At 36.6% G+C, this 20,560-nt stretch carries 17 protein-coding genes; 1 reads left to right on the top strand and 16 read right to left on the bottom strand.

What is annotated here, in order from left to right; translation table 11 throughout:
- Nucleotides 1-52: 52 nt before the first annotated feature.
- On the bottom strand, nt 53-1,141 hold the full coding sequence (locus HMPREF1208_RS02925) for a trypsin-like serine peptidase (RefSeq protein WP_016424856.1): 1,089 nt from the start codon (nt 1,139-1,141) through the stop codon (nt 53-55).
- A gap of 446 nt (nt 1,142-1,587) precedes the next feature.
- Here HMPREF1208_RS02925 and HMPREF1208_RS02920 point away from each other — a divergent pair, with 446 nt between their 5' ends.
- Nucleotides 1,588-2,322: a hypothetical protein gene (locus HMPREF1208_RS02920; protein ID WP_016424855.1), complete on the top strand. Its 735-nt coding sequence runs from the start codon at nt 1,588-1,590 to the stop codon at nt 2,320-2,322.
- Between the two features lie 204 nt (nt 2,323-2,526).
- On the opposite strand, the gene HMPREF1208_RS02915 is transcribed toward HMPREF1208_RS02920, so the two are convergent.
- The 15 genes from HMPREF1208_RS02915 to HMPREF1208_RS02845 all read right to left on the bottom strand — a co-directional run bounded on the left by HMPREF1208_RS02915 (nt 2,527) and on the right by HMPREF1208_RS02845 (nt 20,545).
- Nucleotides 2,527-2,940: a VOC family protein gene (locus HMPREF1208_RS02915; RefSeq protein WP_016424854.1), complete on the bottom strand. Its 414-nt coding sequence runs from the start codon at nt 2,938-2,940 to the stop codon at nt 2,527-2,529.
- Between the two features lie 498 nt (nt 2,941-3,438).
- Nucleotides 3,439-4,047 (bottom strand): orotate phosphoribosyltransferase, encoded by a 609-nt coding sequence (gene pyrE / locus HMPREF1208_RS02910; protein ID WP_016424853.1) that lies wholly within the window; start codon nt 4,045-4,047, stop codon nt 3,439-3,441.
- Complete coding sequence (gene pyrF, locus HMPREF1208_RS02905; protein WP_016424852.1) at nt 4,035-4,739, bottom strand: orotidine-5'-phosphate decarboxylase; 705 nt, start codon at nt 4,737-4,739, stop codon at nt 4,035-4,037. Before pyrF ends, pyrE begins: the two co-directional genes overlap by 13 nt.
- A complete protein-coding gene (locus tag HMPREF1208_RS02900) occupies nt 4,729-5,661 on the bottom strand; it encodes a dihydroorotate dehydrogenase (protein WP_016424851.1) in 933 nt (310 codons plus the stop codon). Before HMPREF1208_RS02900 ends, pyrF begins: the two co-directional genes overlap by 11 nt.
- Nucleotides 5,658-6,422: a dihydroorotate dehydrogenase electron transfer subunit gene (locus HMPREF1208_RS02895; protein WP_037559229.1), complete on the bottom strand. Its 765-nt coding sequence runs from the start codon at nt 6,420-6,422 to the stop codon at nt 5,658-5,660. The genes HMPREF1208_RS02900 and HMPREF1208_RS02895 overlap by 4 nt, the downstream gene beginning before the upstream one ends.
- 14 nt (nt 6,423-6,436) lie before the next feature.
- A complete protein-coding gene (gene carB / locus HMPREF1208_RS02890) occupies nt 6,437-9,610 on the bottom strand; it encodes a carbamoyl-phosphate synthase large subunit (protein WP_016424849.1) in 3,174 nt (1,057 codons plus the stop codon).
- Nucleotides 9,603-10,703 carry a carbamoyl phosphate synthase small subunit gene (locus tag HMPREF1208_RS02885; protein WP_016424848.1) on the bottom strand — a complete coding sequence of 367 codons (1,101 nt, stop codon included), beginning with the start codon at nt 10,701-10,703 and terminating at the stop codon, nt 9,603-9,605. Before HMPREF1208_RS02885 ends, carB begins: the two co-directional genes overlap by 8 nt.
- 2 nt (nt 10,704-10,705) lie before the next feature.
- A complete protein-coding gene (locus HMPREF1208_RS02880) occupies nt 10,706-11,980 on the bottom strand; it encodes a dihydroorotase (protein WP_016424847.1) in 1,275 nt (424 codons plus the stop codon).
- A 15-nt stretch (nt 11,981-11,995) separates the two neighbouring features.
- The gene (locus tag HMPREF1208_RS02875) at nt 11,996-12,874 is read right to left on the bottom strand and encodes an aspartate carbamoyltransferase catalytic subunit (protein WP_016424846.1); all 879 of its coding nucleotides are present in this window, start codon (nt 12,872-12,874) and stop codon (nt 11,996-11,998) included.
- Nucleotides 12,875-12,893: 19 nt separating this feature from the next.
- Nucleotides 12,894-14,186: a uracil-xanthine permease family protein gene (locus tag HMPREF1208_RS02870; RefSeq protein WP_016424845.1), complete on the bottom strand. Its 1,293-nt coding sequence runs from the start codon at nt 14,184-14,186 to the stop codon at nt 12,894-12,896.
- A 179-nt stretch (nt 14,187-14,365) separates the two neighbouring features.
- Nucleotides 14,366-14,890: a bifunctional pyr operon transcriptional regulator/uracil phosphoribosyltransferase PyrR gene (gene pyrR, locus HMPREF1208_RS02865; protein ID WP_037559228.1), complete on the bottom strand. Its 525-nt coding sequence runs from the start codon at nt 14,888-14,890 to the stop codon at nt 14,366-14,368.
- Nucleotides 14,891-15,255: 365 nt separating this feature from the next.
- Nucleotides 15,256-16,173 carry an RluA family pseudouridine synthase gene (locus HMPREF1208_RS02860; protein WP_016424843.1) on the bottom strand — a complete coding sequence of 306 codons (918 nt, stop codon included), beginning with the start codon at nt 16,171-16,173 and terminating at the stop codon, nt 15,256-15,258.
- Nucleotides 16,174-16,175: 2 nt separating this feature from the next.
- Entirely contained in the window at nt 16,176-16,658 is a 483-nt protein-coding gene (gene lspA / locus HMPREF1208_RS02855) for a signal peptidase II (protein ID WP_016424842.1), read from the bottom strand.
- A gap of 326 nt (nt 16,659-16,984) precedes the next feature.
- Nucleotides 16,985-19,729 carry an isoleucine--tRNA ligase gene (gene ileS / locus HMPREF1208_RS02850; protein ID WP_016424841.1) on the bottom strand — a complete coding sequence of 915 codons (2,745 nt, stop codon included), beginning with the start codon at nt 19,727-19,729 and terminating at the stop codon, nt 16,985-16,987.
- A gap of 198 nt (nt 19,730-19,927) precedes the next feature.
- On the bottom strand, nt 19,928-20,545 hold the full coding sequence (locus tag HMPREF1208_RS02845; RefSeq protein ID WP_016424840.1) for a DivIVA domain-containing protein: 618 nt from the start codon (nt 20,543-20,545) through the stop codon (nt 19,928-19,930).
- Between the last annotated feature and the right edge of the window lie 15 nt (nt 20,546-20,560).

Below are 20,560 nucleotides of genomic sequence, written 5' to 3'. Positions count from 1 at the left end.
GTGTGATAACTGACAGCGGGTATCAACCCACTTTTGATGTCTCAAATTTCATTTATTTTAAGATTTTGACATCTTTACTATCCAAATAGCCTACCCATTTATTGTTAGCATCATAAATAGATAAGTAAGTTTCTCCATTTGGATGATGATATAAGTATTTAGCTTTATATGTGCCGTCTAATTTCAAATGTTTTTCAGTCACTTTATTTTTAAAGTTCAAGTCTTTCCAAAGCAGACTATTTGAATGTAGCAGTTTCACATTTTTTTGATACGGATGTGCTTCAGGTTGACCCATCCAATGTTTAATATAGTCAATGTTTAGCGCAGTTAAACGTGTCGCTCCATTAAAATCCACATTACCATAAGTGTGTACACCAATCACTTGTTGGTTCGTATTTCTCACACTACTTCCACTTTGACCTGGATTTGTATCCATTAAATAATGAATATTATGTTCAGTTAAATTTTTAATCACACCATTTGCACGATATTGCACATTTCCACCTTTGTCGCCAGGAAAACCAGATGTTTCAATCGGTTCATTGACATTCATATTTGAAGTCACAGAAAGTGTTCCTGTTTTCTTACCTAAATCCGAATCCAATGTTATTAATGCCATATCATAATTAGAATCCTCTGAGTCTTGCCATTGTTTCAATGTCATTAATTTTTTAGACTCTGCTTTACCAATTTCATAATTTTGACCGTTTACACCTGCATAAACAGTAATTTTAGTCGCAAAACCTACGCCTTTTGAATACACATTATGGCCAGCAGTTAATACAGCGTTATCACCAATCATCGTACCTGAACCAATGTATGTTTTACCATCAGGGAAAGTCATATTGAGCAGAACGACTTGTCGGTATGGGCTGTCTTTGTAATTTGAAACACGTACACGGTCATCTTTACCAAAAACTTTTTCAGGCACATTCCCTTTTTTCTCATCGATACTTTTAAGTTTGCTTTGATCTAATTCAAGATGACCCGATGTTGGAGGCTCTGTTGGCTTTTGACTTGGTATTTCGGCATGTTGACTTTGATGATCGTTCGTTTCTGCTTGAGCAAATCCCACAAAACTCGTTTCCAAAAGTAACCCTGTGACTAAAACAGTACTGACTAAAAAAGGTTTTTTCTTCATGACACATGCTCCTTTTTTTATTTTTTTATTTATTTCACATGATATGCTTCATATCAGTAAAATAAATTATAATTTTATATACCCAATCTATCTAAAAAATATTACATGTGTAGTTAAATTTATTTTATTTTTATAAAAATATTACATTAATTAGTTTAAATTATTTATACAGTATGTATAGCCTGCAATAAGTCTTGATTTTGAAATTAGTTAAATAAGTATGCACGCTTGTTCAATTGAATCTTATGCATCACCGTTTAAAAACACTTTTAACGTAAGACCTTAGTAGGATTGAAGACAAAAACAGTTGCATCGGCTATCAATAAAATGGTAAAAACAAGTTAAAGCGATATAGAAGATTTGCGATGGACGTGGTTATGTTAAGATAAGAGTAGCGCATGCGGTCATACTTGAAACTGTAACCACGGTTTTGAAGGAGGATATACATGAAAAGACAAGGTAAGCGTTTAGATTATCCTAGAGTAGAAAAAATATTAGATGATGGAACGATTATTGCTTATGATAAGTATAATCAACTGAATACGGATTTAAATATTCATACATTAACTGATGCCCAACAACATCAAGTTTTTGGTGGCATACTGATTAACACAGCAGATCAACAAAATAAGTATTATACTGATCGTGATTATCATTATGAACAAGAACAACGAGAAGCACTCAACCAAAGCAAAAGTAGAAACAAATGGCTCTTATTCGGCTTTATCATTGTTTTATTACTGTTAGTTGTTTTTATTGTAAAATCTTGCAGTAGTGACGATACACAAAATGAGACATCTGATCAAAATAATGCGACGACAAATTCTCAACAAACACCTGACAACAATAAATCAGAAAATCAATATGTGGAACAAAAAGATAAAGAATTACAACAACAAATTCAAGATACAAAAGATAGTATTAAAAATAACCACAGCGATACACAGTCTAAAATTGATCAATTAAAGCAAGAGATTGAAAACTTAAAAAATCATACAAATGATAAACAAGCGAATAAAGTAGCAAATCAATATGATGATACCGTGGACAATTTACAAAACGCTGAAAAAGAAAGACAAAATGGTAATAACGACGCTATGGAAAAAGAGTTAGAAAAAGTGAACAAAAAGCTTGATGAAATTACTGAAAAAATTAAGTCTTGGTTTAAAAATGAAGAATAATTTATATTAAAAATGCGTTGACATTTAAAAAAACACGGACTTATATCCCAAAATAAATAGCGCTAAGATGACTTTTAATAGAAAATCGTCTTAGCGCTTCTTTTTTAGGAAAAATACGTATCGTATAACTTTACTTTCCGAAGTAACAGCCTCAGCCACTTTTCTTTTTCATTCACGCGGTGTTTAACTCCACCCTTTCGGCTTCTAGCGTGTCGATTCAGGAAGTGCAAGTTGGAAATTCACACCAAACTTATCTTGAACCCATGCAAACTCACGATATTGGGGTGGCATTTCTGTTTTAGGCATTAGAATCGCACCACCATCTTTTAAACCATTATATAATGTATCCATTTCAAATTGATCTTTGACTGTCACATACAATGACATTGCTGGATTCATTTCAATCTCTGCGCCATTCATATTATCAATCGCCATGAACACTTGACCATTGAGTGTAAAAATAGAATGTTGTACCTTTCCTGCCTGCTCAGGAATGGTATCATCATATTTCACCATTGTGATAATTTCACTATCTTGAAATAATGATGTATAACGTTGTATAGCTTCTTCAGCATTCCCATTAAACATTAGAAATGTCGTAATTTTAGGTATTTTCATTTTGATCGTCTCCTTCATGCAATATTCGAGAAATGGAACTTTAGGTATTTTAGAAAGGGTAACAACGTCGTTCGTTTAAATTTGAACTTTGTCACCTTTAATTTGTTCGAACCCTACTTTCCTTTTCTCTGCCCTATGAGATAATAGCTTTTTACAACTATTTCCTCTTTATAACTTTGTTTGATTATTTCTTTTGACTTTCACTCTATATTATAACCCGTTACAATAAGGTTAAATCATTTTTGGAGGTCATTTTATGATTAGCATGAATTTATTAATACCACTTTTAGTAATGCTTTTAATTATTGTGGGTGGCTGGTTATTTTTACGTTGGTATTTAAAATAATTATACCTATCCTTATATACTTGAATACAACCGATCAATCCTTACAGTATTAAATATAATAGCGATACCATAATGAAACGATAAATATAAAGAAGCGGGATAGCAATCAAATTGATTTCCTTATCCCGCGCTTTCTAGTGCGCATCACACAATTAAAGTTGATTACGCCAATTAATTAATGTTTCAATATCTGCTTCTGAGATTTTACCTTCAGCTTGTGCAACTTCGATTAACTCATCGTAATGACTCAACGTATAAAAAGGGACTTTGGCATCATTAAACATTTCATCAGCTTTACTTAATCCGTATGTAAAGATGGCAACGACGCCTAATACATCCGCTCCAGCCTCACGTAAAGCATTCACTGCTGTAATCGATGAACCACCCGTCGAAATTAAATCTTCCACAACCACTACTTTTTTATTGTTACTTAATGCACCTTCTATTTGGTTTTGCTTACCGTGACTTTTACTTTTTGAGCGTACATAATTCATCGGCAAACTCATTTTATCTGAGATATAAGCTGCATGTGGAATTCCCGCAGTTGCTGTTCCAGAAACAACTTCAACATCTGGAAAGTGTTTTTCAATAAGTTGTATTAAACCATCACGGATTGCTTCACGCACTTCAGGATAACCTAACGTCACACGATTATCACAGTAAATCGGCGACTTGATACCCGAGCTCCATGTAAACATCTCGCTTGGAGATAAAGAAACTGCTTCAATATCTAATAATGATTTTGCAATTAATTTTGACATTCATTTAACCAACTTTCCTTAATTTGATGATAGCTTTCTACAGGATTGTCACTTTGCGTAATAGGTCGACCCACAACGATGTGTGTAGACCCACGTTTTTTTGCATCTTCAGGTGTCGTTATTCTTTTTTGATCATCTGATGCACTATTCGCCGGACGAATTCCTGGCGTCACTTTTAAGAAGTTCTCTCCACATTCCGTTCTTAATAGACTCGCTTCTAATGGTGAGCAAACCACACCATCAAGTCCAGCACGTTGTGCGAGTTGTGCGTAATTCAACACTGCTTCTTCCATCGTTGATTGAATATTTTGTTCATGGTGAAGTTGTGCTTCTGATGTCGATGTAAGTTGTGTAACTGCGATCAGTTTAATATCTGGATTATGCTTTTTTAAACCTTCAACGGCACGTTTCATCATTTCTGAACCACCAGCAGCATGTACGTTAACCATATCAACATCGAGTTGAGCTAATCCTTCCATCGCCTTGCCCACAGTATTTGGAATATCATGTAATTTCAAGTCGAGAAAAATATCATGGCCTAATGCTTTTATCTTTTTAATAAGCTCAGGTCCGGTTTGATAAAAAAGTTCCATGCCCACTTTAACAAATAAAGATTCATCAAAGTGGTTTAAAAATGCAATAACGTCTGCTTCAGTTGCGAAATCTAATGCGATAATGGGATCATTTCTCATGTACTGACAATCCTTTCTGCGTGCGTCGTTTTAAGTCTAAGATGTGTTGAACATTGAGTTCATCTAATCGTTCAGGTAAGGCATCAATAATTTCTTTACATACTAAAGGATTTTGGAAATTTGCAGTCCCGACAGCAACCGCATCTGCACCTACTGAAATATAATCAATGACGTCTTGAGCGTTTTGAACGCCGCCCATTGCGATAATAGGAATATGAGGCAATGCTTTTCTTACTTCATAGACCATCCGTAATGCGACTGGCTTAATTGCAGGACCACTTAAGCCACCGATAATATTATGAATAATAGGTTGGCCCGTACGAGGATCGATTTTAAGACCAACAAGGGTGTTAATCATTGTGAGTCCATCCGCATATTCAGCGATAGCTTGAGCCATTTCCACAATATTGGTCACATTAGGTGATAATTTAACATAAACCGGCACGGAAGATACTGCCTTAACTTTGCGTGTTAATTCTGCTGCCACTTCAGGATCGACACCAAATTGCATGCCACCCTCTTTAACATTAGGACAAGAGATGTTTAATTCTAGTGCCTTTACATTGGGTGCTTTAGAAATATGCTCTGCAACGTAGACATAATCTTCTTCTAAAGAACCGGCTACGTTCGCAATAATTGGCACATCATAAGCTTCCAATGCTTTCAATTCGTGTTCAATAATATGATGGACGCCCGGATTTTGTAATCCGATGGCATTAATCATACCGCTATCCGTTTCGGCAACACGTGGTGTTTCATTACCGAACCTTGCTTCTTTTGTGGCCGCTTTAATCATGATTGCACCTAAATCAGACAAGTCATAAAATTGTCCGTATTCTGCCCCAAATGCAAAGCAACCACTGGCTGGCATAACTGGGTTTTTAAGAGACAAACCGGGTATTTCTACATTTAATCGACTCATAATACAACAGCTCCTCTCTCGAAAACAGGTCCATCTGTACATACTTTAACGTAATCAGTCGGATGTTGAGGCACATGACATACACAAGCAAAACAAGCACCAATACCGCATCCCATTCTTTCTTCTAATGAAATGTATCCAGGTACATCCTTTAAAGTTTCTAATTCATTTAATACTTTTAACATCGGTTTCGGCCCACATGTATAAAAAATATCATAATCGATTGGGAGTTGGTCAATGACCGTTGTTACAAACCCTTTTTCACCTTGTGAACCATCTTCTGTTACGATATGTGTTTCTCCTAAAGCTTTGAATTGATTTTCATAAAAAACATCCTTAGATGAACGAAAACCAAGTACATGAACAGTTTCAATTCCATTTTGATTGAGTTGTTTAGACAGTTCATAAAGCGGTGGTACCCCTATTCCGCCACCTACAAGTAATGCTTTTCGCTTCGCTTTATCAACTGGGAAGCCATTTCCGAGGGGTGCTAAAATGTCGATTTCATCCCCTTCATGTAAAGCTGCAATACGCTTCGTACCTTCTCCTTCAGCACGGAAAAGCATTGTAAAGCTATTGCTTTCTTGATCAATTTCACAAATTGAAATCGGTCTTCGTAACATGTGTAATGAGCCTTCTCCAGTCTTAATGTGGACAAACTGACCGGGTTGCTTTAAATCAGCAACCGCCGGCCCAGATACTTTCAATTCATAAATACGATCCGCAATATTTTGATTAGAGATGACAGTTAATTTTTCCACCACAACTTAACCTCCTACATATTTCTCATAGAGAATGTCATACTTTCAATCACATTCGTTAATGCATTTGCTGTATCAAGTGATGTGAGACATGGCACGCCATTTTCTACTGATGCGCGACGAATTTGGAAACCGTCTCTTTCGATTGTTTTACCTTTAGTCATCGTGTTAATAACAATTTGAACATCGCCATTTTGAATCTTCGTGATGAGATCGTCATGACCGCCAATTTTATCAACCGTTTGCACTTTAATCGCATGCTCAGCTAATTTTTTAGCTGTGCCCTCTGTCGCTATAATTTTATACCCCACTTCATTCAAACGCTTTGCAATTTTAACCATTTCGTCTTTATCTTTATCACTCACAGTAATTAATACCGTTCCATAATCTTTAACTTCCATCCCTGCTGCTGTCAAACCTTTGTAAAGCGCCTTTTCAATTGTTAAATCGCGTCCCATGACTTCACCTGTAGATTTCATTTCAGGTCCTAAAGTGATATCTACATTTTTTAATTTATTAAAACTAAATACGGGTGCTTTAACAAATACCCCTTCTTGATAAGGTTGAATACCGGGTTCAAAACCGAGTTCCGCTAATTTTTGTCCCATAATGGCTTTCATAGCAAGCTGTGCCATTGGAATTTCAGTAATTTTACTTAAAAATGGGACTGTTCGACTTGATCTTGGATTCACTTCTAAAACATATACCCCATCATGTGCAAGGACGAACTGGATGTTAATTAAGCCGATAACATTTAGTCCTTTTGCCAGTTTAATTGTATAAGCTTCAAGCGTATCAATCTCATCTTGAGTTAACGTTTGTGGTGGGTATACCGCAATGGAGTCTCCAGAGTGAACACCAGCACGTTCAATATGTTCCATGATTCCCGGAATAATAACCGTGTCACCATCACAAATGGCATCAACTTCTATTTCTTTACCTGTTAGGTAACGGTCCACTAATACAGGGTGTTCAGGACTCGCTTTAACCGCTTCTTTCATATAGTTTTCTAACTCGTCATCGTTATAAACAATTTCCATTGCGCGTCCGCCTAATACGTAAGACGGTCTTACAACTACTGGATAACCGATGTCTCTCGCATTAGCCAAAGCTTCTTCAGCTGAAGTTGCTGTTTTCCCTTTTGGTTGTGGTACTTGAATTTGGTTGAGCAAAGCTTCAAACTCTTTTCGGTCTTCAGCGCGATTTAAATTCTCTAATGATGTTCCTAAAATTTCCACACCATATTTTGCTAATTTATCAGCAAGGTTGATTGCAGTTTGACCACCAAACTGAACGACAACACCTTTAGGACGTTCTAAGTTAATAATGTTCATAACGTCTTCTTCTGTTAATGGTTCAAAATAAAGCTTATCTGAGATAGAGAAATCTGTTGACACTGTTTCTGGATTGTTATTGACGATAATAGCTTCATAGCCGGCATTTTGGATAGCCCAAACTGCGTGTACCGTTGCATAGTCAAACTCTACACCTTGACCAATACGAATCGGACCTGAACCTAAAACAATAATTTTTTCTTTTTCTGTAACGATAGACTCATTTTCTTCTTCGTAAGTTCCATAATAATATGGCGTTGCAGATTCGAATTCAGCTGCACATGTATCCACCATTTTATATACTGGATTAATATGATGTTTTTGACGTAGTTGATATACCGCTTCCTCTGTCATTTCAAAGCGATGTGCGATGACACGATCACTGAAGCCAAAACGCTTCGCAAATCTTAAATAATCGATATCCCCTTTGTTTTCTTTTAACGCATGTTCCATGTCGATGATGTTTTTAAATTTATTTAAGAAGAAGTAATCGATACGTGTCATTTCATGAAGTTCTTCGAGTGTTGTTCCTCTGCGAATCGCTTCACCAATAAAGAATAAACGCTCATCATCTTGGGCTTGAATTCGAGATTTAATGTAATCCAAATCATAAGATTCACCGTTAGGTAAACCTAAATGATGGACGCCATACTCCAATGAACGAATCGCCTTTAATAATGATTCTTCATATGTACGACCGATTGACATGACTTCTCCAGTCGCTTTCATTTGTGTGCCGAGCTCACGTTCACCTTTTTCAAATTTATCAAACGGAAAGCGTGGAATTTTTGATACGATATAATCCAAACTTGGTTCAAATGCCGCGTAAGATGTCCCAGTAACAGGGTTTTTCATTTCATCTAATGTGAGCCCTACAGCGATTTTAGCAGCGAGTTTTGCAATCGGGTAGCCGGTTGCTTTTGAAGCTAATGCAGATGAACGAGATACACGTGGATTCACTTCAATGATATAGTACTGCATTGAATGTGGATCAAGGGCAAGTTGAACGTTACAACCACCTTCAATACCTAAAGCACGAATGACTTTAAGAGAAACATCACGTAACATTTGATATTCCACGTCTGATAGTGTTTGACTTGGCGCCACAACAACAGAATCTCCTGTATGAATACCAACAGGGTCAATATTTTCCATATTACATACAACAATTGCGTTATCATTTTTATCGCGCATCACTTCGTATTCAATTTCTTTAAAGCCTGCTATTGATTTTTCAATTAAACATTGCGTTGCTGGGCTGTATTTCAATCCATTAGAAACCACTTCATGTAATTCCTCATCGTTATGGCAAATACCACCACCTGTTCCTCCCATTGTGAAGGCAGGTCGAACGATCAATGGATAACCAACTTTATTTTTAAATTCGATTGCTTGTTCAAGCGTGTTTACAATATCACTCTCTGGTACAGGCACATCCAGTTCATTCATCAAGCTACGGAATAATTCACGGTCTTCAGCTTGTTCAATAGAAGATAGTTTTGTACCTAAAAGTTGAACATGATTGGATTCCAACACACCGCTTTCGTGAAGTTCAATCGCCATGTTTAATCCTGTTTGTCCACCTAATGTAGGCAGTAATGCATCAGGTTGTTCTTTACGGATGATGCGTGCAATAAAATCATGTGTTAAGGGTTCAATATAGACTTTATCCGCAATTTCTTTATCCGTCATAATCGTAGCAGGATTCGAGTTCACTAAAATGACACGATAGCCTTCTTCTTTAAGTGCTAAACAAGCTTGTGTGCCAGCGTAATCAAATTCTGCTGCTTGACCAATAATAATAGGTCCTGAACCTATCACAAGAATCGTTTCAATGTCATTTCTTTTAGGCATAAGTAACGCGCTCCTTTTGTTTATTTTGTTGCATCATTTCAACAAACTGATCGAATAAGTAATTAGAATCTGTTGGTCCAGGACAAGCTTCTGGGTGATATTGCACCGAAAATGCAGGTAACGTTTTATGTTTAAGTCCTTCAACTGTACCGTCATTTATAGCGATATGTGTAATCTCTAAATCTGTGTTTTCAATAGATGCTGCATCAATGGCATAACCATGGTTTTGACTCGTAAGTGCTATTTTCCCAGTTTTTAAATCTTTTACTGGGTGATTCGCGCCACGGTGTCCAAACTTCATTTTGAATGACTTTGCACCTTGAGATAAGGCAAATAATTGATGGCCTAAACAAATTCCGAAGAATGGAATTTTACCTAAAATACCATTAATCATTTCAAGAGCAACTTCGACATCCTCTGGGTCTCCAGGTCCATTGGATAACATAACACCGTCTGGACGCATTTTAAGAATTTCATCAGCTGAAGTATCATAAGGAACGACTGTCACTTCACACCCACGTGCATTTAATTCACGCACAATATTTTGTTTTTTACCGAAATCTACAAGTACCACGCGAAGATCAAATCCCGTTGAAACATAAGGCGTTTTTGTAGAAACTGTTGGCACCTCTGTTCTAGGGAAAGTCATTGTTTGTAGTTTTTGAATCATTTCATCAATTTCTGTTTCATGGTCTACAAAAGCAGCTTTTAAAACCCCATGCTGACGAATTTTTTTCGTAATACTTCTTGTATCTACACCACTTATACCGGGGATGTCGTATTCTTTCAAAACTTCATCTATCGACTTTTGCGCCCGAAAATTACTTGGTGTCGTACAAGCTTCTTTAACCACAACACCATTTAATGTAGGCGTCAATGATTCGAAATCATCACGATTGATCCCATAGTTGCCAATAAGTGGATAAGTAAATGTAATAATTTGCCCTGTATACGAAGGGTCTGAAATTGTTTCTTGATATCCTGTCATTGCAGTGTTAAAAACAATCTCACCTTGTGTTAAGCGGTCTGATCCTAATTTAAATCCAGTATAATGTGAGCCATCTTCTAACACGAGATAACGTTTTTCAAACATCTTTATTTTGCCCCCTCATAACAAATATGTCCTTCTACCATTGTTAAAATAGGATTACCGTATACTTTTTCTCCTAAGAATGGTGTATTCGATGCTTTAGACAAGAAATCTTCTGCTTTAATTTCGTATTCGTCTTCTAAATTAATCAACGTTAAATCTGCTAAGCCACCTTCTTCTAAACGACCGTATGGTAAGTCAAAAGTTTGTGCAGGTTTCGTTGTTAAGTAGTCTACAAGTTGTTGTAATGACCAGTCTCCATTTTTAACAAAGTGCGTGTACAATAATGGGAATGCCGTCTCACTACCCACAATACCGAATGGTGCACGTGTCATAGGTTGTGCTTTTTCTTCTGCTGCGTGTGGCGCATGATCTGTTGCAATGCAGTCAATTGTGCCATCTAATAAACCTTCCAATAACGCCGCTCTATCTTCGTGACTTCTTAATGGCGGATTCATTTTATAGATCGCATTGTCACCTGGAATATCATCCTCTGTTAGTAAAAGATGATGAGGTGTGACTTCTGCTGTTACTGGAATACCTGCTTTTTTAGCATCTCTAATCACGCGTACACTTTCTTTTGTAGAAACATGACAAACATGATAGTGACACCCTGTTGCTTCACTCAACAAAACATCACGAGCAATTTGGACAGATTCACAAATATTTGGAATCCCCGGAATACCGAGCGCTTTACTTCTTTTACCTTCATGCATAGCACCACCGTAAATCAAACTATTGTCTTCACAGTGGGCAACGACAGCTTTATTTTGAGCTTTAGCTTGTTGCATTGCTTCATACATCATTGAAGCTTGTTGGACACCCACACCATCATCTGTAAAAGCAAAAGCACCATTTTCTGTAAGTGCTTTAAAATCTACATGCGCTCTCCCAGCCTGTCTTACAGTGATTGACGCATAAGGTAGTACACGTACATGCGCACTTTTAGCAATTAATTCATTCAAATGCGTTAAATTTTCTATAGAATCAGGAACAGGCTTTGTATTAGGCATCGGACAAACAGTTGTAAAACCACCGCGAGCCACTGCACGCGTTCCTGTTTCAATCGTTTCTTTGTATTCACCACCAGGTTCTCTTAAATGTACATGGACATCGATAAACCCTGGAGATAAGAAATGACCTTTCGCATCGATGACAGTCATTTCATCTGTTGCTTCTATTGATTCAGCAATTTGCTTGATTGTTTTACCTTCAATCAAAACATCTACCTTTTTTAATTGACCTGCTTCTAACATTTTTGCATTTTGAATTAATTTCATATCCGATTCTCTCCCTTATTTTTTAATTGTTTCTGTCAGTACAGCCATTCTGAGATACACACCATTTTCCATTTGTTTAAAAATTCGTGATTGCGGTGCTTCAACTAAAGAATCGGCAATTTCAACATCCCGATTGACTGGTGCAGGATGCATAACAATCGCATGTTCTTGTAATTTTTTGTAGCGTTCTTCTGTGAGCCCATATTGAGCATGGTATGAAGCTTTTTCAAACCCATGTGAGCCAACAGTATGTCTTTCATGTTGTACTCTTAGTAACATCACAATATCCACTTGATCGATGACGTCATCTAAGTCGACATATTCTGCTTCCATCGTATCGTCTTGCCAAATTTCAGGACTTGAGAATGAAACATTCGCACCCAGTGCTGTCAAACTGTGATAGTTACTTCGCGCAACACGTGAGTTTTTAATATCTCCACATATCACAACATTCAATCCTTTAAATCGTCCAAACTCTTCGTAAATGGTCATTAAATCTAACAGACTCTGTGTTGGATGTTGGCCACTTCCATCACCCGCATTAATGATAGGAATGCCCATATTCAACAATTCATCATAATAGTTATTTTGTTCATGTCTGATGACTAAAGCGTCGCAACCTATACTTTGGAGTGTACGACAAGTATCATAAAGCGATTCTCCTTTTTGCACAGAAGAAGCTGTTGATTCAAAATTAATTTGTTTAATATTTAATCGGTGTTCAGCCATTTCAAAACTACATTTTGTACGTGTAGAGTTTTCAAAAAATAAGTTCGCTATATAATGACCTTCTAAACTGGGTACGTCTTTACCTTTCTTGTATTGAGAAGCTTTTTGAATAAGGTTTTCAATTTCTTTTACAGATAAGTGTTCCATTGAAACAAGATGTTCCATTGACAAGACCTCCTAATGTTTATCGTTTTGGTAAGAGTAAATTCAATAAAATACCTGCTGTTGCTGATAATGCCATACCTTCAATAGTTAATTTGACACCTAAATCAGATAAGTTAAGCATCATATTTCCAATTCCTATTACTAAAATGACTGAAGCAATGACAAGATTACGATTTTGAGCAAAATCCACTTGGCTTTCTACGAGCATTCTTAAACCACTCGCTGCGATTGTTCCAAATAATAAGATTGACACACCGCCCATTACTGGTGTCGGGATAGATGAAATCAATGCTGTAAATTTACCTACAAAACCTAGCATGATGGCAAATACCGCAGCACCACCGATGACATAAATACTGTAAATTTTTGTAATGGCCAACACACCAATGTTTTCACCGTAAGTTGTACTTGGTGGTCCACCGATAATACTTGAAAACATTGTTGAAACCCCGTCGCCGATGATTGAGCGATGTAAACCTGGATCTTCGAAGAAATTACGTCCTACGATTTTATTGATGACCATTTGGTGACCAATATGTTCACTAACTGTTACAAATACAATAGGCAACATGATGGTGATCAAACCGAGGTGAATGGAAGGATGATAATCAGCAAATGGTAAGTAAATGTCCGGGAACTGGAACCATGCTGCTTTTTCAACTGGCTTAAAGTCCACTATTCCAAACATAATCGCTGTAATATATCCTACGACTATACCTATGAGTACAGGTATCAGTGAAAAGAAGCCTTTCGCAAATCCTTGAACAATCAAAGTGACTAATAATGTAATACCTGCAACTGCAATATAACTGAGGTTGTAGCCTTTCATATCTCCTGCATTTTCAAACATCACCATATTAACAGCAGTTGGTGCAAGGCTAAGACCAATGACCATAATGACAGGACCGACAACAACGGGTGGTAAGAGATGCATTAACCAGTTAATCCCGCTTAACTTAATGGCAATCCCAATAATGACGTACATCACACCACTCATGAATAAGGCTACAAGCATATCGCCTAAGCTATTTGTGCTCAAACCTGTAATAATCGGTGTGATAAAAGCGAAACTAGAGCCTAAATATGCAGGAATCTTTCCTTTCGTTATTAATATGTAGAATAATGTACCAATTCCTGATGCAAGCAAGGCCGATGATACTGGAAGGCCAGTGAGAAACGGAACAAGTACCGTGGCACCAAACATCGCAAATAAGTGCTGCAAACTTAAAAATGCCCATTGCCCCGCTTTTGGTCTTTCATTCACATCGAGTACCGGTTGTACGGTACGTTTAAACATTTGATCGTTTTCCATAGTTTTCTTCCTTTCGCATAAAAAAAGTCTCTTCACCTTTTTAAGGTAAGAGACTGAGGTTTGACATCTATACATTTCATCCATTATCGCCTATACAAATACAACATTTGAATAGCATAAAATGAATCAAATAGGATGTGCTCGTCCTTTGTCAGTCTCTCGTACTGAATTAAAAGGCTTTATGTGATGACAACGGCATTGCGCTGGTCAATTTCATTTAAATAAACACTGACAGATTCTTCATGTGAAGTCGGTATGTTTTTACCAACGAAGTCAGCGCGTATTGGTAACTCTCGATGACCACGATCGACCAGTGTAGCAAGCCCTATCTTTTTAGGTCTTGTATACATTAAAATCGCATCAAGTGAGGCTCTAACTGTTCGACCTGTGTATAAAACATCGTCCACAATGATGACTACACGATTCGTTAAGTCTGCATTAATTTCAAAAGTCTTGTTTAACTGTTGAATTCTTGCGTCAATATCATCTCGAAAGTCAGTAATATCTATCGTGCCAGTTGGGACTTCGACTTCTTCAATTTGTTGAATCTTTTGTTGAATACGTTTTGCCAGATACTCTCCGCGCGTTTTAATACCAAGTAACGCTAAGTTGTCTGATCCTTTATTATATTCTAAGATTTCATGAGCAATACGTGTTAGCGTACGATTTATCGCCGATTCATCTAAAATCACACGTTCAACCAACATTATTCACTCCTAACAAAAAACTCGTGTCTTTAATAGACACGAGTTTAGAATAAGCAAAATTCGTCATATCCTGATCGAAATATTTTAACGTCTCTCGTACGTTTAAAACACATTCTTATTTAGGATAGAAAAGATTTTTACGTTCTCTATTCATGTCTTTTGAGCCTCACAGGACTCTACATTAAAGACGTTTGTTTTTATAATTTTTCTTAAAACAATGGTAACGCTTTTTACAGGACTTGTAAAGCCTATATAGTAAGTTTTCTAATTTTCTAATCGTTGCACATGATAGAAAAATTCACTATTAGAACTTTTGAGGTTAATTTCATCCATCATCGTGATTATACACTCTACAATTAAGCTTATTTCTCTTCTTTTCTTAATTGTCCTAATAACTGTTCAAACGTTTCGGGTAACGGTGCAACACGTTCAATATACGCTCCTGTACGTGGATGATTAAATCCAATTACACCTGCATGTAACGCTTGACCCCCGATATCTAACGTTTTCTTAGGACCATATTTCGGATCCCCTACAAGTGGATAACCGATATATTTCATATGCACACGAATTTGGTGTGTACGTCCTGTTTCCAATTGACATTCGACTAATGTGTAGTTTTTAAAATTTTCTATTACATTAAAATGCGTAACAGCTTCTTTTCCATCATCTTCAACTGCCATCGCCTGTCTATCATTTTTATTTCGTCCTATTGGCGCATCTATCGTGCCAAATTCATGCGGGATATGTCCATGAACAAGCGCCGTATATTTACGCGTAACCGTTTTAGCCATTAATTGTTCAACAAGACTTCGATGTGCCACATCATTTTTAGCAACCATTAATAAACCTGACGTATCTTTGTCAATACGGTGCACAATCCCAGGTCGAATCTCACCATTAATGCCTGATAAGTTTTTAATTTGATACATCAAACCATTTACGAGTGTTCCTGAGTAGTGTCCTGCTGACGGATGAACGACCATCCCTTTAGGTTTATAGACGATAGCGACATCTTCATCTTCATAATAAATATCTAAGTTTAAATTTTCTGGTTGTATATCTGCCTCTACCACTTCTTTTTCCGTTACTTCTACGTGATCTCCCGTTTTAAGTTTATAATTGGATTTAATGGTTTTCCCATTCACTTGAACTAAGCCTTCTTTAATCCAATCTTGTATTTGACTACGAGACCACTCTGAGTTAAATTCCGGTAAAATTTTATCTATACGCTGTAAATGGTGGGCTTCGTTATCAATTGTAAATTCATGCTTTTCCATTATTACACCTCACCTTTTTGATTCTGATCTTTAAGTAGTACAATCACGAGCAAAATAACACCTATCGTTAAACTTGCATCAGCAATATTAAAAATTGGGAAGTCATATCCAAAAATGACCGTATCTACAAAGTCTACAACTTCCCCTGTACGAACGCGATCAATAAAATTACCTAATGCACCCGCAAAAAGTAAGCTTATCGCAATTTGCATCATCATTTGATTTTTAGCTTCCTTAATAAAAAATACAACTAAAGCGATGAGAATGATGACTGTAATAATGTAAAAGAATGTGATTTTACCACTTAATATGCCCCAAGCTGCGCCATTATTTCGATGTGATGTGATAGATAAAAAGTGAGGAATCACATTAAATGATTCACCTACTGCCATTTGTGTTCGAATCACAAATTTAGTTACTTGATCGGCAATCAAAATCAAAACCACTATCAATATTGAAAGCCCGAGATAATATTGTCGTTTCATATTATTTTTCCTTTCTTTTAATCACCGTTATATTATAACACGATATAAAAAAGTACGGTAAACGATACTCTCTATTTACTTATAAAGTCCACGTCATTATTGCAAGTAGAATAACCGCTTTGTTTCAAAACGACTGGAATATTTATATCAACAGTGAGAAAAAATAGATGAAGCTTACTTTTTCATAAATTGACCTCCCAATAACATTCTCGTGCTATTAGGAGGTCAATCGTGTAAATCATATTTGATTTCCAAATTAGGCGACTTTAGTTAACAGAATACGTCAATTGCTTCCAAATGACTTCTGTCACTCAGCCAACGTTAACTTATAGAGTCTTCACAACCGCTTGGCATCGTGGACATAATCCAGATAAGCCAGCCACTGTACCTAAAGATTTACTATAATTCCAACAACGTTCACATTTTTGTCCTTCTGCATGAACAATTTCGATTGTTCCATGTTGATAAACTTCACCTTGAGGTGCATCCACAACTTCGACTTGAGAAACGATAAAGAGTTGATGTAAATCTTCAAAGCCTTCTAAAAATGCAACTGTATCAAATGAAGGGCTATTACCAATTTTCACTTTTGCTTCTAAAGATTTACCAATTGTTTTTTCATTTCTCGCTGCTTCTAATGCACGGTTAACGTCATCACGCAATGCCATAAATTGACCCCATTTATCAAGCAATGCTTGATCTACAGCTTCTTTTTCAGGCATATTCGTTAAATGTACACTTTCTTCTTCAACATGTTCAATATGTGACCAAACTTCATCCGCTGTATGTGGAATAATCGGAGCTAGTAATTTTGTCATATTAACTAAAATCTCGAAAAGTACAGTTTGCATACTACGACGTTTGTGTGCGTCACGTTTTTCAATATATAAAATGTCTTTACCATAATCTAAGTAGAAGTTACTAAGTTCAACATTAATAAAGTTTTGAACTTCTTGATAAATATCAAGATAATCAAATTGTTCATAATGATCTAATGTGCTCGCTGTAAATTCTCTTAAGCGATGTAAAACATAGCGATCCACTTCTAATAAATCGGCTTCTGCAATGCGATCTGTTGCAGGATCAAAATCATTCACATTACCTAATAAGAAACGTAATGTGTTTCTGATTTTGCGGTAAACATCCGCCACTTGTTTAAGAATCTCATCAGAAATACGAACATCCGCAAGATAGTCAACTGAACTTACCCAAAGACGTGCGATATCTGCACCTTTTTGTTTAACAACTGTATCTGGCGCAGTCACGTTACCTAAGGATTTACTCATCTTTTTACCTTCTCCATCCATCACGAAACCATGAGAAAGTAACATTTTGTAAGGTGCCAAACCACGTGTTGCGACAGCTGTTGTAATTGATGAGTTAAACCAACCACGATATTGGTCGCTACCTTCTAAATATAAGTCAGCTGGAAAACTAAGCTCAGGACGCGTTTCAAGTACGCCTCTGTGAGAAGAACCTGAGTCAAACCATACATCCATGATATCTTCTTCTTTAGTAAATACACCGTTTGGACTACCTGGATGCGTAAATCCTTCTGGTAATAAGTCTTTCGCATCTTTTTCAAACCAGATATTTGAACCGTGTTTTTCAAATAAATCCGCAACGTGGTATACCGTTTCTTTTGTCATAATGATGTCGCCATTTTCAGCATAAAAGACTGGTAAAGGTACACCCCAAACACGTTGACGAGAAATGACCCACTCACCACGGTCACGAATCATGTTATAAATACGTGTTTTACCCCATTCAACTTTGAATTGAGTATTGTCAATCGCGTCTAAAATATCTTGACGTACTTTCGAAATTGATGCAAACCATTGTGGTGTTGCACGGAAAATAACTGGTTTTTTCGTACGCCAATCGTGGGGATAACTATGTGTAATAAATTCAAGTTTCAATAAAGCACCTTTTTCAGTTAACAATTCTGTAATCGCTTTGTTTGCTTTATCATAAAACATACCTTCAAACTGACCCGCTTCTGCTGTGAATACACCTTTAGCATCGACAGGACTAATCACATCTAAACCATATTTTTGACCAACGATATAGTCATCTTCACCATGTCCAGGTGCAGTATGAACACATCCTGTACCCGCATCTGTAGTAACATGTTCACCATTGATGACTAAAGAAGTACGGTCAATGAAAGGATGTTGCGCTTCAACATATTCAAGCTCTGAACCTTTAAAATCTTGCTCACGTACAATCGTCTCTTTATCCCAACCTAATTGCTCTACAACACTATCAACAAGTGCTTCCGCAATAATATATTTCGTTCCATCTACATTCATTTGGACATAAGTTAATTCAGGGTGAACAGTAATCGCAACATTAGATGGTAATGTCCATGGCGTTGTTGTCCAAATAATAAATTTAGCGTCTTCATCCACAACACCTTTGCCGTCTTTAACGTCAAAAGCAACGTAGATGGATGCAGAACGTTTATCATGATATTCAATCTCTGCTTCTGCTAATGATGATTCACTAGAAGGTGACCAATAAACCGGTTTTTTCCCTTTATAAATTAGACCTTTATCTGCCATTTCACCGAATAAACGAATTTGAGCTGCTTCAAATTCAGGTTTCAATGTGATATAAGGATTTTGGAAATCGCCATTAATACCTAAACGCTCAAAGTCTTTTTTCTGAATTTCAATTTGTTCCATAGCGAAAGCTTGGCAACGATCACGAAATTCTGAAATTGACATTTCTTTACGTTTTACACCTTTTTTTGTTAATGCTTGTTCGATTGGTAAGCCATGTGTATCCCAACCTGGAACATATGGTGTATAGAAACCTTGCATCGATTTATAACGCGTAATGAAGTCTTTCAAAATTTTATTTAAAGCGTGTCCCATATGAACGCTTCCGTTTGCATACGGTGGACCATCATGCAAAATATATGACGGATTGCCTTCATTTTTCTTAAGAATTTTTTGATACAAATCTTGCTCTTTCCATTTTTGTTGAATTTGAGGTTCTTTATTAGGAAGACCCCCACGCATAGGAAAATCTGTTTTTGGCATTAATAAAGTATCTTTGTAGTCCATTTGACATTACACTCCTTTAACTGAAAAAGAACTCTAAGCTCAATAACAGGGACGGAATGACCGCGGTACCACCCTGATTAACTCAGCTTAGAGTTCTCTCAAAAAATTTATTAATATTCAACAAAACAGTGATATAAGAAAAGGACATCTATTAGGCTCTCACTCTCCCTAACTCGCTGTATCCATGCTTATCTTTTCTTACTTGTCTGTTTCATCTTTAGATTGTGTTGTTTCGTTTTCATCTGATCGTGGCTTCTCATTGTTATTTTGAGCAACCTGTTGCTCTTCTGCTGTAATATCTTGTTGGTTTAAATGTTGGAAATTTTCCTCAGTCACTTGTTGTGCATCTAAATCATAATTAAGGAGATAGTCCCAATCATCATTTTTTAATAAATCTAGCTGCGCTTCAACAAGCATTCTAAAGCGAGAACGGAAAATTTTCGATTGTCGCTTCATATCTTCAGTTTGGAAAGATAAACGACGTGCTTTTTCTAAACCATCATTCACAATTCGATTTGCCTCTGCTTGTGCTTTTTGAATAATGGCATCATGTTCTTTTTGCGCAGCAGCTTTAGTTTCGTCAGCCGCTCTTTGGGCACTCACAATTGCTTCTCCAACTGATTTTTCAACATCTTTAAAAGATTGGATATGTGAGTCGCGTTCATTTAAAACGTTTTCTAATTGCTTTTTATCTTCTCTTAAACGCTCAAGTTCTTGACTCAATTGTTCTAAATATTGTTCAACTTCTTCAGGTTCAAAGCCATTTTTAATACGCGTAAACGATTTGTTTTTAATCTCGCTTGGTGTAAAAGCCATAAATTGCCCTCCTCC

It is taken from the genome of Staphylococcus sp. HGB0015, from assembly GCF_000411275.1.
GTDB lineage: Bacteria > Bacillota > Bacilli > Staphylococcales > Staphylococcaceae > Staphylococcus > Staphylococcus schleiferi.
The sequence above is the reverse complement of the archived record's forward strand: the minus strand, read 5'-3'. Positions and strand labels throughout refer to the sequence as shown.

What these genes read in the sequence shown, in the direction of transcription:
- HMPREF1208_RS02925 (WP_016424856.1), bottom strand. Translation starts at nt 1,141, where the DNA reads ATGAAGAAAAAACCTTTTTTAGTCAGTACTGTTTTAGTCACAGGGTTA.
- HMPREF1208_RS02920 (WP_016424855.1), top strand. Translation starts at nt 1,588, where the DNA reads ATGAAAAGACAAGGTAAGCGTTTAGATTATCCTAGAGTAGAAAAAATA.
- HMPREF1208_RS02915 (WP_016424854.1), bottom strand. Translation starts at nt 2,940, where the DNA reads ATGAAAATACCTAAAATTACGACATTTCTAATGTTTAATGGGAATGCT.
- pyrE (WP_016424853.1), bottom strand. Translation starts at nt 4,047, where the DNA reads ATGTCAAAATTAATTGCAAAATCATTATTAGATATTGAAGCAGTTTCT.
- pyrF (WP_016424852.1), bottom strand. Translation starts at nt 4,739, where the DNA reads ATGAGAAATGATCCCATTATCGCATTAGATTTCGCAACTGAAGCAGAC.
- HMPREF1208_RS02900 (WP_016424851.1), bottom strand. Translation starts at nt 5,661, where the DNA reads ATGAGTCGATTAAATGTAGAAATACCCGGTTTGTCTCTTAAAAACCCA.
- carB (WP_016424849.1), bottom strand. Translation starts at nt 9,610, where the DNA reads ATGCCTAAAAGAAATGACATTGAAACGATTCTTGTGATAGGTTCAGGA.
- HMPREF1208_RS02885 (WP_016424848.1), bottom strand. Translation starts at nt 10,703, where the DNA reads ATGTTTGAAAAACGTTATCTCGTGTTAGAAGATGGCTCACATTATACT.
- HMPREF1208_RS02880 (WP_016424847.1), bottom strand. Translation starts at nt 11,980, where the DNA reads ATGAAATTAATTCAAAATGCAAAAATGTTAGAAGCAGGTCAATTAAAA.
- HMPREF1208_RS02875 (WP_016424846.1), bottom strand. Translation starts at nt 12,874, where the DNA reads ATGGAACATCTTGTTTCAATGGAACACTTATCTGTAAAAGAAATTGAA.
- HMPREF1208_RS02870 (WP_016424845.1), bottom strand. Translation starts at nt 14,186, where the DNA reads ATGGAAAACGATCAAATGTTTAAACGTACCGTACAACCGGTACTCGAT.
- HMPREF1208_RS02860 (WP_016424843.1), bottom strand. Translation starts at nt 16,173, where the DNA reads ATGGAAAAGCATGAATTTACAATTGATAACGAAGCCCACCATTTACAG.
- lspA (WP_016424842.1), bottom strand. Translation starts at nt 16,658, where the DNA reads ATGAAACGACAATATTATCTCGGGCTTTCAATATTGATAGTGGTTTTG.
- ileS (WP_016424841.1), bottom strand. Translation starts at nt 19,729, where the DNA reads ATGGACTACAAAGATACTTTATTAATGCCAAAAACAGATTTTCCTATG.
- HMPREF1208_RS02845 (WP_016424840.1), bottom strand. Translation starts at nt 20,545, where the DNA reads ATGGCTTTTACACCAAGCGAGATTAAAAACAAATCGTTTACGCGTATT.